Source organism: Novipirellula caenicola (assembly GCF_039545035.1).
In the GTDB taxonomy this organism is placed as follows: Bacteria; Planctomycetota; Planctomycetia; order Pirellulales; family Pirellulaceae; genus Novipirellula; species Novipirellula caenicola.
Map to the genome: position 1 here is coordinate 286,793 of NZ_BAABRO010000012.1, position 12,364 is coordinate 299,156.

A 12,364-nucleotide genomic window follows, 5' to 3' on the forward strand; every position below is an offset into this window, starting at 1 on the left:
CAAATGGCGACACCGATTACGCTGCCTGCAACACTCAATACGGAGCCCGTGGCTTGCGGTCACACGGCGATCCTCCGCACTCGCATGTCAATCAGACCTTGTCAGTTCGCGCGTTCACGGTGTGGTTATCCGATCTTCTCAAGCGACCCATCCGGCATGACCCGCATTCGAAAGTTTACCGCGACTAGCCTGTCCGAGCACATCGTGCCAGCCACCATTACCGTACCGCCCACCGATGTGGCGCGAGATCAGGACGCGCTTGCGATCGTCCGGTATGTGAAACGCAAACAATGGAATCGCGAAAATGCTCCTTGATGTATCAACGGTCAATGACTTCTTCGGCAGCACCGATAAGTCAGCGAGTGAAGCAAAGTCATCAAGAGATGTCCATATGCGCACCGGGTCACCGAAGGCCATCGTGAATTGTTCATTGAACGTCGGGTGTTCGGTGGCGACCAAATAGTCTGGGGCCGGCTCACCGCGCTGCGCGGCTGCGGTTTGCGCTTCGTTCCATGTTTCGCGTGCGCGATCAAGCAGCAGTTTGTAGAGCCAATCAGACGACCATGCCATCAGAGCGTCGTTTCATTCGGATAACGGCGGAATTCACGGGGTGGCGGGATTTGATCATCCACGTCGAAACGCACGGCCATCGCCACTCCCGTGCAATTCTCTGGTCATGCATTGGGTTGTCGGGTTGAAATACGTAGACGCCGAGACGTTGCGATGACCAAGTGATTGTCGCAGGGACAGAACCCGACCGCAATCACAGGATCTCCGTCAAAGATCTTCGAATACGGGTTGGCCAGCAAGTTCGCCGAAAGGTCGAACGGCGCGGAATTCGACTTAATGAACACTGCAACACGAGTTCCCGTGAGATGGAGCGGTTCACATAACAAGTCGTCGCCGTTCCGGTAGGAGAATCCGCCCCCGAATCGCCCTGCGAACCGCAACCGTTGTCCCGCGATCGGACCGACGCCGTCCATCATTAGGTTGGGAAATGCAATACCAATGTCGTATTCAGGCTCGTTGTGAACAAGTACAAGCGACGGAAGCGAATAGACCGAAACCCCACGATCAGACACGACCTGGCAGTGTGAACAGCCGTCCGAAAATCCAAGGTGATTCAGATACGTTTCGTCGCGTTCAACGAAACGAGACCAAGGACTAGGCGGGTGTTGAACCGGCATTGCATGAAACTCATGCGGAGCCCATGAATCACCGGTTTCATCGTTCATCAAGTTCCTCATGCATAACGTCGCCCGTCACCGGGCCGGGAGTAAAAAGTCAACCATTGCCAAATCGCTCGCAAGCCCGGCTCCGTGTGAATGCCATGGTTATCCCAGCGACCTAACTGTCAAAAGAGCGAAACCGCCTCGCCATCAGTTACTCGCCCGGCATCATCTAAGTATACCGTCAAGCAGTGTTCGTGAAGCCGAGGATCGTCACCTCCGCTAATGTCGCAAACGAGCGTCTCGTAGTCGTTGCCGGACTCGAAAAACGTAATCGAAAACGGTGCGGCCAAAATCTCTCGGAGTTCTTTCGCCGTCACTTGCGGCGGATCGTCCTCGCCGCAGTCGAGAAAACCGTTCAATTGCTCAAGCAGTTCAGCAACCGCGTACTCGCGAAACACCTTGAAGTACCGCACCCGTCCCTTCCAGATCTTCTCTCCAAACGGAAGCAAACGATCCATCGCGCCGTCGGTCTCGCAAACGAAGTGAATGGAGATCGATGTATCTTTGTGCGTCATCTTCGCCGAGTACTCTTGACTCGCACGATGATGCTTCAGTTTTCCGAAGACTGGCGATTCGATGCGTTTAGCCATGTTTTGTGAAACGCAATTCAGTGGGATAACGCTACCGATCACCCGGTCGGCGCGGTTGATCTTCTATTGTCGAATCGCCCGGACTCGCCGACGCGGGTGCATCGGGTTGCCCCCCCCCTTTACATGCTTCTTCGGCGTCAAACGCCGCGAAACGTACATTACCGATTGACGCTGAATCCAGTCGCTGGAGAAAACAGATCACGACCTTGCTAGGCACCGGCCGCAACGAGCGAAATGTGACGGTATCGGTCTCGATGTTGACAATAAACGATACGCCCGTCGGCGACAAAGCCTGTTTGGCAGCCGCGACTTGTGAAGCCGTAACGCCGTCGTATCCCAGATCGGTCGCTGCGTCCATAGCGGCGGTCATGCAGCTCAGCGGTAATTCGCCATCAACTAGAATTGTCGCTTTCGAGTCGTCTAGTGTAACTGTCATTTGCTGCTTTGTCTCAGCAGCACAAAGCCCACTGCCAGCGACTAACGTTAACACCAAGAGGATCAAGTGATTGTGTGTCAACGATTGGACTCCGTAATTTTTAATTGCATCGGGGAACGGCCGCGGTAACGGGGTTCGAGGATTTGATGTTTTATTAAAGTGGACTGGCTCGCGAACTCCCGTTGACCGCATGGTTCTGACCGCGAGCGGTGCTTACCAAGCTTGCAGCGAAACGAGCCCGACGTTGCATGAGTTTACCATGAGTCGATCCAGTCAAGCAAGTAAATGGGGACGCTGCCAGCGCCGGAGCAATGGCCAAAAGATGTGGGGCAGAAAGATGATTGCGATCGAAGCAATTGAACGGGGTAGGAAACGCAAGTGCAACCGCAGGTCGCGTCCGCCTGCGATAGTCGACCGAAGCAAAAACGGTCCATTGCGTCAATGCACTGGTAGCATTCACGTCCGCCACGACACTCGCATCGTCATGCCCGCATTCGGTCACATTGGAGGTCGAATCAAAAACGACTCAAGCGTGTCAGAACGGCCCGGATCACGGGGACCGAGGAGTTGACTTTGATTTCAAGACCGACTGCGCCGAGGTCTCCCGTGCATCCGATGGTTCTGCATCTTCTGCGGCAAAACGAACGTGGAATCGTCGTGCCGCGTTCGCCGTGTTCTTTGGGAGGCCAGTATACGCAATAGCACCAATTGCGTCGTCTTCGGATAGACAAAAATCGACACTCGTGTCGTCTGGATAGCCGTATCTTGGCCCTGCGTTAGCATCAGGGCGTCGTTGGGAATAGTGCTCGGCAACGGAAATCAATCGCCCCAAGCGATATCCTGATTCGTTCGCAAATACCTCTGCCGTGTTGCGAGCATTTTGCATTGCTTCCCTCAACGCATCGTCCGCGGAAACATTTGTTGCATAGATTGGCACAGGCGCGTGAAATGTGAAGTTGTGCTTCGTTCGTCCAAAGAATGGGCGTGGCAATGCTGAGAAGTGGCGTTCTGTTGCGGCCATCGCCGACATGAGGACGTCCATGCTCTTGTTGCGTATCGCGATTCGATGAACGACGGACTTCGTCGATGACCAAAAATTCTGTACCGCTTCACCGCCGCCCTCGCGTATCTCGGAATTGGTTAGTCCGCAGTCTTTCAATATGCCAATAACCGTTTCCCGCGATTCGAGAGCTTGATCGAAGCAGGTCACTTTCCTTCCGGAGGATGTAGACAGTTCGAGCGTTGCCTCATAGCTTTCGATGTCGCGTTCCACTCGGACAGTCGCTATCACTTCGATAAATCGCAACAGTCTGTCTCCGATGCAGAACGTCTGCCGTAACCGGGCACGAACGGAAGACTTTGATTTCAGTTGCCGCGTAATTGAGTGCTCCGGTTCACGGCTTTGTTGTGCCATCCCTGGGTGCGTCAGGTGACGTTGAGTACATCGTTGAGAATTCAAATGGCAGCTTGCGATTTTTTGCACGCCCGTCGATTACTGCGAAGACGTCCGCAGCTTGCGCAAGTCCAGCTATTTCAGTTCTCTTGTCGCTGAGTTCTGTTTCAAACGAATCGATTCCCGTAGACCGAACAGGAATACGCGATGATTCGTCGCCGTCTTTGGTCACGGGTACGTAATCGGCAATCAGCGTGGAGCAGTGGTACACAGTAACGACGGGTTTTTCGGTTCGCAGACAATGCACGACATAAAGCCGCCCTGAGACCACGAAGCCCACAAGCGCAGTTTCTTGCTCACGCGAATTGCTGGCATGGAGCGTATACACAAATGGCTTCCCAACATATTTGTGAATATCGATGGGCTCGACGTCCGCCGGAAGTTGCTCAATCAGACGTTCGAACATTGCAGCAGCTTGCGGGATTTCAGCGGGAGACTGTGCCCACAGCGGGACCACTGGCTGCAGAACAGCGAAAAGAACCAACAGGACCGACGAGCCGAGCATTCTACAATTCATGGCGATTCTCTTCAGCGGCACAACGCTAGACATCACGGGGAACGGACGAAAGATTCTCCACTTCAGAAACCGCGCAAGCCGTTCTCCCGTGCATGTCATGGTTCGTCGGTGTATTTGGTTCGCGAGAGATCGTTGTGTCGTTGATAGACGCGAACAATCGGAATCCCGTTGCTAGAAAGTTGATTGTACCGTGGCAAATCTTTGCGAGGACAAAAAAGGTGTGCTGAACTCAGCGACTTGCGTTGCAGTATCGCAACAGCCGCACCGGCGATTGGATCACCGCAGAGATCAATCGAAAAATGTGAAAGTGACGGTTGTCGTTCGAGAAAGGCGACTGACTCAGTTGAAGGAATCATTCCCGCAATGTCCACATGCGTGAGGTTGGTAGTCGCCCAGTACACAAACAAATCGGACGAAGCATCGTTGTTACCATATTGTAGTGTTGTCAGGCCATTCTGATGTTGAATCCAGGAAATCGTCTCGTCGGAAACAGTGCAATCGACTACGGTAAGTTGCGTAAGCGAGTCATTCGACCTCAGTCGATCCAAATTGTAGTTGTCCAATTCGCAAGACGTGAAAACCAGCATCCCGAGCGATTCGCCACCGATCAGTGTTACCGGCGAGCGTGATTTTAGATTCGACACATAGAGTTGTTGAACTGTGGGAGCGATTGTAAGCATCGGCGATTGATCCACGTTGCATGCGCGAATCGACAAGACACGCAGGTTCGTGCATCGTTCGATGAGACGAAGATCATCGGCTCCAAATTGACGCCCTCGCAAGGTGAGGTGTGTCACCCCAGTGACGTCGTCGCGTGCCTGAGGAATTGCGGCGTCAAACTCAAGTTCGAGCACGGCCGGATGAATCACAGGCGTCGGCGCGCAACCTGGGGCGAGAGAAGCAATTGCAAGGCAGATCAACGCGTTGCGCATCGTGTGTCTTCAGTCCGACGAACGTCCGCCGTCACCGAGCCGGAAGTGACGACTATCCACTGTAAAAAATGCCGCAAGTCCGGCTTCGTGTTAACGGCATGGTTATCCGCGAAAGTGCTAGGGCGTTGGGCAATCCGAGGATTTGGAAGTCGCTCGGAATCGTCGGTAAACCACGAAAATTAGAGTTAGAGCCGCCCCGAAAGTCACAGCGTACGCAAGCCGATAGTTAGTAGTCTCAGTGTTTGCTGGATACGGGATCCCGACATCGAAGATACTTAACGGCGCTGGATTACGGTCAAGCGACGTCAACGAAATTTCATAATCCATATCCGCGTCAGAATCAAAGCATCGTCGAGGTAGCCCAGCGATTTCTTTGTCGTATTGAAGGTGGCGTTTTTGACGGTATGTATGTTTGCCATCCTTCGTGACGGCCTCACGTTCCCAAGAGCTGACAAGGTAGGTGTTGGGATCAACGTTTGCAGCGTAAGTCAGGCGGCCCTGCAATCGTTCTTCAACAATTTCAAACGTCAGTTTTGATGGATCTGAATCATCGACTGCTAGCGAGACAACGTCTTCAGAGCCTTCGAGCCATTTTGAGATATAGGTTGAAAGCCGAGTGTCTCCGACGCTAATACCTGCATTGAACACGGGGAAGTCTTGGGGATGCGGCGGCGGTCTCGTGCAAGTTGTTGCGGTGCAGCCCCAGTTTGACCGAAGCGGCTGGTCCGGAACAGCAAGTGATCTTCCGACCACTCCAATCTGTTGCCCGTTAGAGTATTTGGTAATGTCTAACCTGGACCACTCACCGTGCCGCGCCCAGTACTCGAACCTCCGCTCTTCAGGTTCATGCTTCAGTCCAGTGGCGGGGTCTGTCCAAGAGCCAGACTTTTCGACCCAGACAAAATGCCCGTCGTCGTAAAAGCCTGAACTTTTGGCGTGCGACTCTTGTATGCGAGCAAGAAGCTCTGAATTCGACGCTGGATTCCCCTGTGCTGCAAGGCAATTCGCCTGTAGGACGCAAAGCAAAAAAGCGAAAACTATAGGTTGGGGCACGTGCTTGCTTTCGTTGGGGCCGCTATGAAGCAGTTCGTGCATCCTTTTGAGCAGCGAATATCCACTCGGTCGGATAACGGCGGACATCACCGAGTACGCGCGGTTGACGTTCCATTTGTAGACGCCTTATCGCGTACTTCGGTGGATGTCATGGTTCGTCGCTTTCGTCAGTGTCGGTGAAAGGCTCTGACGACGAGACTATTCTATGGCCACAGCGGTACCAACCGTAAGTGTATTGGGCCCATAAGTAGTCCCATGCACCGTCATCGCTGATCTCGTAGACCGGAGTATAGAAGGAATCTCGCCAGTTGATAACTCGGTTCACCGATTGCTTGCGACCTGCGGCACTCAGATACCCAATCAACATCTGAGTTGGGCCGAGCGAGAGAGCGTAAGGCGGAATAAGCAAAGCCGCAGCAATAGCGATTTCTGCGAGCAACGGCGGGTTACGCGTACGATGTCGTCGACGTACGAGATAAGCTGAGATCGGAATAAACGAAAATGCGAACGCGCTAGCAGCGGGAAAGCCGAGCACGACTGCAACGACTAGCACAACGAGAAACATTGTCTTGACCGAGAATCTCAATTGCGGACTCGACAAGTCTCGTAGTATCGCTTTGGGTCTAAGATTGGCTCAGGCATATGTGAGTCTGCTAAGTCGACGAACGGCCGCGGTAACGGGGTTCGAGGATTTGATGTTTTATTAAAGTGGACTGGCTCGCGAACTCCCGTTGACCGCATGGTTCTGACCGCGAGCGGTGCTTACCAAGCTTGCAGCGAAACGAGCCCGACGTTGCATGAGTTTACCATGAGTCGATCCAGTCAAGCAAGTAAATGGGGACGCTGCCAGCGCCGGAGCAATGGCCAAAAGATGTGGGGCAGAAAGATGATTGCGATCGAAGCAATTGAACGGGGTAGGAAACGCAAGTGCAACCGCAGGTCGCGTCCGCCTGCGATAGTCGACCGAAGCAAAAACGGTCCATTGCGTCAATGCACTGGTAGCATTCACGTCCGCCACGACACTCGCATCGTCATGCCCGCATTCGGTCACATTGGAGGTCGAATCAAAAACGACTCAAGCGTGTCAGAACTATCTTTTTAACCCCGGGTCAGTCGGGTGATATGAGCAAATTCGACCTTATATCACTGGGTGAGTCAAGCAATTTGGGTTATATCACTCGGGAGAGAGTGACTCGAGTGATATATGGTTTTACCACTCGAGAGCATGCTGGCGGGACTGAAGGTCTCGGTCTTGAAATCGAAGAGCCAGGCGTCGTCCAGCGTCTCACTCTCTGAGAATGATCGAGTTTGATTCGCTCGCTGACGGATCTCCCGGCAGAGCCGTGCAGGGATGACCCCACTCATCGCGGCGATCTCGCACTGGCACTCTCCAGAATCCGTCCGAAATCGATCTCAAACAGCAGCGGTCTCGAACGCTCTGGTCGCGTTTGCCATCGATACTCTCGCTCGCCCATTTCTGTTAACTAGGGCGAGCATGTTAACCGAGAGAGTCTGAGAGATTTCGTTGTTGGGTTCGGGAGGGCGTGGCGGAAAGCTGCTTTCCGGTTAGGTAACCCGACCGGACAAGAGCGAACGTGGCGAACGAGTTGTGGCAAGAAAGTGCCGAAAACACGGAAATAAACGCAAAAAGGCCGATGCGTGTGCATCGGCCTTTGACGTTTAAGGTGGGCAGCAGCATTTGGCTACTGTCCACGAAGGCTCAAATTTTGCCTTCATGACGGTGGGCAAAGTAGTCAACACAATTTAACACTCACAACCTTTTTTTTAAAAAAGTGTGTTAACCAGAGACTGTTTGCATGAACGCTTCAATCGACGTGCCTGATGCATCAATTACAATGAAGCGTTTGTCTTCAGACCTTGTGCCGAAGGGAGCGGTTTCATGTTGGAACAGCCTGTCCGTTGTGCGATTTATGCACGTCAGTCGCGAGTCAACGGTCGTGAATTTTCTTCATGTGATCTGCAGCGACAAATCTGCATGCACACCGCCGCCAATTTTAGTTGGAAGGTCGTCGACGTGTTTGAAGACGCCGGCCAGTCAAGTGAATCGCTTGCTCGAGCAGAAATGCAACGCCTACTAGCCGGAGTTGAGCTTGATCAATTCGATCGAGTCATTGTCTACAGCATCGATCGCTTGACTCGACGGCTTTTTGACTTCGCGAGGTTGATGGATATCTTCGACCGCTTCGGCGTCGCGTTGACAGTGGTCACCGACCCTAACTTCAACGAGTCCGCATCAAGTCGCTTTACGTCCAACATTATCGCTGCGGCGAGCGAATTCCAACAACAGCTGACACGGGAACGCATGGCGGAGTCACGTGCCGCAATGAAGTCTCGCGGACAGCGAGTTGCCGGTCTCGTTCCGTTTGGATACACGATTGACAGGATATTCAACCGACTCGTTGCGGTGCCAGAAGATTCGGTCGTGGTCTGTGATTTCTTCAAGCTCGCCGAGCGCGGAAGAACACCGGCGGAGATTGCCGATTTGGCGAACCGGCGTGAGGGCGGCCAAACTGTCTGGAACGCGCGTCGGCTTTTGCAGATCCTTTCCAACCCCGTTTACGCTGGCTATCTGCCTGGCGATGCGAAGCAGAGAGGCAACCACGAGGCGATTGTTACGCCTGAACAGTTCGAGCGGGTCCGCCAGCAAGTAAAAGCTCGGCAGAAAAGGGCACCGCAAAAACGGGATTCGAACGAGGATTTTTTTCCGCTGCGTGGTTTACTGCATTGCGCAAAGTGCGGCCGAGCGTTGAACACGAACACTAGCACCCGGGGCAACATCCGATATCGCTGGTACCAATGTCGGTCCCACGCCGGCGGACGTCCGCCATGTCCCAAGGTTTCACTACCAGCATGGGATATCGAAGAGTTTGTCGCAGCAAGACTCTCTGGTTGGGCGACCGATTCAGACGTGGCGGAGCGATTCAGCGATGAATGGAAAGTCATGGTCACGTCGGAGCGGCAATCGCTCCTGAAGGAGTTTGTGCTCCAAATCGACTACGACAGCGATAGCCGTGATATTGGCTTCACGTTCAAAGACGATGCGATTGAATTGTTTGCCTCACCCGAGCAGTAGCTCGATAGCAAGCAATCGTAAGCTTCGAAGGCTGATCAAACTCCCCATCGTTACGCCGCCGCCACGGTTATCCGCCGGGTATAGTCTTCGAAAAGCGGACGCGACCAACCGAACTACGCTGCTCGCGAGGAACGACAAAGCCCCCCTGGCCATCGCAATACAAGTTGACCTCAGGAATCACCATTTCTCGGAAGAATTCTGAGTGAGAGGCATTCGACTTGTATCCGGACACCGGCGGCATTCCAATGTCGTCATTCAACTCGTTCTCAGCATCCACATCAGTAGCATCCATATACCGCGTTGTGGTTCCGTCTGGCAGATGAAGCTTGAGTTCAACGACGCCCGCAGTGTCATTCGCTTCGTATGTGACAACGCGACTGTTTAGTTCAGCCATGAACTTGCCGACGTCGAGTGGCAGATCGCGTCCGACCGAATGAAAAATCGCTGACCAGGGGGAATCAGCGAGTTCAACAACCGTTCCGGAAGGATCAAAAAGGGAGGCGGATGGTTCAATCCACCTTCCGTCTTCCAGAGAGAGCTTTGCGACGCTCTCGTACGCTGCCGCGACTTCGTCAAAATCTGCTTCGAAAAACAAGACGAACCAATCGAACCCTCCAAAGTCAGAGAGATGTTTCAGGTATGTCCGAGGCTGCATGGATAATTTAGGCTCCGTGTCATTTCCGGTTTGCTGATGCTCACTGCATTGCTGATCAGAACAGGCTGGCAATGCGACGAAAGCGGGTAGTATCACCAGTGCTCTAAAAACTTGTGATTGTTTGCATATTCTAGTTCAGCCGGATAACGTTGGCGATGTCATGGGGACGGAGAGTTGATGATTCGTTAAGCAAACGCCGCGAGCCGTCCACACGTGCATGTCATAGTTTCCATGTCATAGTTTCCCCCGATCTTCGTATTTGTGTGGAGACAGTCGTCGAACCACTTGCCGAATTGTATCGATCCATTTAGGCGGCGGCTCGGGGAGATCAAATATACCGCCTTCGTAGACCGTTAATCCAGTGTGAGCTTTGCGCAGGAATGCAAACACGTGTTCCATCGCCGATTTATCGGAATTGCTCACCAGTTGCATCGTCACCATGCACGTCGCTTTCTTGAGACGCGAGATGATGGCATCACTATCGCGTCGGTTCTCGGCAAAACCGATCAGTAGATCAATATCGCCATCGAAGATGTCTGATCCGCGGTGCGACACGTCCACTAAAATTGCGCAATCGTGGTCGCCGCGTAGGATCGCATCGCCATTAAGCCGATAGGAATCATCGGTCGCACGCAATCCGTATTCCAGGTCAGATAGGCAAATCGATACGCCGTCGTCGATTACGAAGCGGTCATACGTCGTCATCTAATTACTTGGGGGAACGTTTGGCGTAACCGGGTCGCCGCGGTTGATGCTCCACTTGAAAACGCGTGATCGGCGACTCCGCGTTCATGCCTTTGTTCAAGTAAGCCGCTATCGCGGCGGCGTGGCTGCTTTATCTAGAGCGTCAGTTTAGCCGATTCTCAGGGCGCTGGCATGTTTTCTTGTTGTTTTTTTACTCTCTCAACAAGGATCTACCATGGTTAACTACGATCACCTCCCCGCTGCATCTCGTTACTTCGACGGCAAGCTCTATCAGAACATGAACGACGACCTGCAGCTTGCCGGCATGAGCAAACGCACCGTGCACGGCTACCTGCGAGCTGTCCGCCAACTGGCCGACTACTGCGAAAAACGCCCCAACCGGATCACCGAAGCCGAATTGCGGCGATACTTTCTGTACCTCAAGAACGAAAAACAATTTGCGTACGGGTCGATCCGTGTAGCCTTCTCAGGTATCAAGTTCTTCTACTCGCGAACCTGCAAGCGGAACTGGCAGACGCTCGCCACGATGAAGCTGCAGCGGTCCAAAACGATGCCCGAAGTACTCACTATCGAACAGGTCCACCGCATCATCGACGCCTGCCGAGTCGAGCGGATTGCAGCCTTCTTTTGGACGACCTACTCGATGGGCTTGCGGCTCGAGGAAGCTCGCAACCTGCAAGTCGGTGACATTGATTCCCAGCGGATGATGGTTCACATTCACCGAGGCAAAGGCGCCAAAGATCGCTACGTGCCACTGCCGACTTCCACACTTCACTGGCTCCGGCAACACTGGGTGACTCATCAACATCCACGGTTCCTCTTCCCCGCCGAGGGGCGTAATCACAAACAATCGTCTACGGCCAACACCCCGATCCAGACTTCGACTTTGCAAAAGGCGATGGGCAAGATCGCGGTGGAGCTGAAGTTTACCAAGCGTGTCAGTATCCACACGCTAAGACATTCTTATGCCACGCATCTGCTCGAAGCAGGCGTCTCTTTAAAGGTCATTCAGCAGTATCTCGGTCATAGCAGCCTGCAGACTACGATGATCTACCTGCACCTGACCGACACCGCCGAGGCGAACGCCAGAGAAACGATCGAACAGATCTTTCGCAGACGCTAAGCGATGCCCACCGTTGCGAGCTGCCTCCGACAGCACGCACCGGCACTGTTTCAAGCTTTCGGCAACCGAGTGCCGCTTCCCATGCGGATCGTCCTGGATGCGATCACCCGCTGCCGCACTGGCGCGTTGGGCCGTGTCCTGATCGAATGCGAGAAGTGTCAAGCGAAACACCTCATCGGTCGCTCGTGTGGCAATCGTCACTGCCCCAACTGCCAGAAGCACAAGACGCAGAGTTGGCTCGCCAAGCAGTCGGAACGACTGTTGCCGGTGCATCACTTCCTGGTCACTTTTACGGTTCCCGAGGAACTGCGTTCGCTGCTGCGCGGCCATCGTCGCGAAGGCTACACCGCCATCTTCGACTGCGGTAGTGACACGATTCGTGACGTGGCGGGTGCCATGCGTTCGCTCGCCGGGTGCCAGCTCGGCTTCTTCGGCGTCCTGCACACCTGGGGACGCGATCCCATGGTCTACCATCCGCACGTGCACTTCGTTGTCCCCGGTGGCGGAGTCAACGAAACCGAAGGCTGTTGGCAAGCGACTGCGGAAAACTTTTTCATGCATCACGGTACGGCCT

12 protein-coding genes are annotated in these 12,364 nt (G+C 53.7%); 3 read left to right on the plus strand and 9 right to left on the minus strand.

All coding sequences use genetic code 11. The annotated features are described in order from the left end of the window. Positions 1-138: 138 nt before the first annotated feature. The 7 genes from ABEA92_RS21710 to ABEA92_RS21740 all read right to left on the minus strand — a co-directional run bounded on the left by ABEA92_RS21710 (position 139) and on the right by ABEA92_RS21740 (position 4,908). Positions 139-570: a hypothetical protein gene (locus tag ABEA92_RS21710; RefSeq protein WP_345686082.1), complete on the minus strand. Its 432-nt coding sequence runs from the start codon at positions 568-570 to the stop codon at positions 139-141. Between the two features lie 104 nt (positions 571-674). Beyond that, the gene (locus tag ABEA92_RS21715; RefSeq protein WP_345686084.1) at positions 675-1,235 is read right to left on the minus strand and encodes a hypothetical protein; all 561 of its coding nucleotides are present in this window, start codon (positions 1,233-1,235) and stop codon (positions 675-677) included. Positions 1,236-1,354: 119 nt separating this feature from the next. Then, a complete protein-coding gene (locus tag ABEA92_RS21720) occupies positions 1,355-1,822 on the minus strand; it encodes a hypothetical protein (RefSeq protein ID WP_345686086.1) in 468 nt (155 codons plus the stop codon). A gap of 31 nt (positions 1,823-1,853) precedes the next feature. Then, positions 1,854-2,258, minus strand: a complete 405-nt coding sequence (locus ABEA92_RS21725) for a hypothetical protein (protein WP_345686088.1) — start codon at positions 2,256-2,258, stop codon at positions 1,854-1,856. A 550-nt stretch (positions 2,259-2,808) separates the two neighbouring features. Further along, complete coding sequence (locus ABEA92_RS21730; protein WP_345686090.1) at positions 2,809-3,564, minus strand: SIMPL domain-containing protein; 756 nt, start codon at positions 3,562-3,564, stop codon at positions 2,809-2,811. Positions 3,565-3,652: 88 nt separating this feature from the next. Next, on the minus strand, positions 3,653-4,228 hold the full coding sequence (locus tag ABEA92_RS21735; protein ID WP_345686092.1) for a hypothetical protein: 576 nt from the start codon (positions 4,226-4,228) through the stop codon (positions 3,653-3,655). A gap of 95 nt (positions 4,229-4,323) precedes the next feature. Further along, a complete protein-coding gene (locus ABEA92_RS21740; protein ID WP_345686094.1) occupies positions 4,324-4,908 on the minus strand; it encodes a hypothetical protein in 585 nt (194 codons plus the stop codon). Between the two features lie 3,205 nt (positions 4,909-8,113). On the opposite strand from ABEA92_RS21740, the gene ABEA92_RS21745 reads away from it, so the two are divergent. Next, positions 8,114-9,307: a recombinase family protein gene (locus ABEA92_RS21745; RefSeq protein WP_345686096.1), complete on the plus strand. Its 1,194-nt coding sequence runs from the start codon at positions 8,114-8,116 to the stop codon at positions 9,305-9,307. A gap of 67 nt (positions 9,308-9,374) precedes the next feature. Here the strand turns inward: ABEA92_RS21745 and ABEA92_RS21750 are convergent, their stop codons facing one another. Both ABEA92_RS21750 and ABEA92_RS21755 read right to left on the minus strand, forming a co-directional pair. Beyond that, on the minus strand, positions 9,375-9,962 hold the full coding sequence (locus ABEA92_RS21750) for a hypothetical protein (protein WP_345686098.1): 588 nt from the start codon (positions 9,960-9,962) through the stop codon (positions 9,375-9,377). Between the two features lie 234 nt (positions 9,963-10,196). After that, positions 10,197-10,667, minus strand: a complete 471-nt coding sequence (locus tag ABEA92_RS21755; protein WP_345686100.1) for a hypothetical protein — start codon at positions 10,665-10,667, stop codon at positions 10,197-10,199. 214 nt (positions 10,668-10,881) lie between these two features. Between ABEA92_RS21755 and ABEA92_RS21760 the strand changes: the two genes are divergently transcribed. Beyond that, positions 10,882-11,790 (plus strand): site-specific integrase, encoded by a 909-nt coding sequence (locus ABEA92_RS21760; RefSeq protein WP_345319779.1) that lies wholly within the window; start codon positions 10,882-10,884, stop codon positions 11,788-11,790. Between the two features lie 3 nt (positions 11,791-11,793). Continuing rightward, the coding region (locus ABEA92_RS21765; RefSeq protein WP_425572476.1) for an IS91 family transposase at positions 11,794-12,364 on the plus strand (571 nt) is incomplete at its 3' end.

Coding starts and splice junctions, on each gene's coding strand:
- ABEA92_RS21720 (WP_345686086.1), bottom strand. CDS start 1,822: ATGGCTAAACGCATCGAATCGCCAGTCTTCGGAAAACTGAAGCATCAT.
- ABEA92_RS21735 (WP_345686092.1), bottom strand. CDS start 4,228: ATGAATTGTAGAATGCTCGGCTCGTCGGTCCTGTTGGTTCTTTTCGCT.
- ABEA92_RS21710 (WP_345686082.1), bottom strand. CDS start 570: ATGGCATGGTCGTCTGATTGGCTCTACAAACTGCTGCTTGATCGCGCA.
- ABEA92_RS21715 (WP_345686084.1), bottom strand. CDS start 1,235: ATGAACGATGAAACCGGTGATTCATGGGCTCCGCATGAGTTTCATGCA.
- ABEA92_RS21740 (WP_345686094.1), bottom strand. CDS start 4,908: ATGCTTACAATCGCTCCCACAGTTCAACAACTCTATGTGTCGAATCTA.
- ABEA92_RS21750 (WP_345686098.1), bottom strand. CDS start 9,962: ATGCAGCCTCGGACATACCTGAAACATCTCTCTGACTTTGGAGGGTTC.
- ABEA92_RS21760 (WP_345319779.1), top strand. CDS start 10,882: ATGGTTAACTACGATCACCTCCCCGCTGCATCTCGTTACTTCGACGGC.
- ABEA92_RS21725 (WP_345686088.1), bottom strand. CDS start 2,258: ATGACAGTTACACTAGACGACTCGAAAGCGACAATTCTAGTTGATGGC.
- ABEA92_RS21755 (WP_345686100.1), bottom strand. CDS start 10,667: ATGACGACGTATGACCGCTTCGTAATCGACGACGGCGTATCGATTTGC.
- ABEA92_RS21745 (WP_345686096.1), top strand. CDS start 8,114: ATGTTGGAACAGCCTGTCCGTTGTGCGATTTATGCACGTCAGTCGCGA.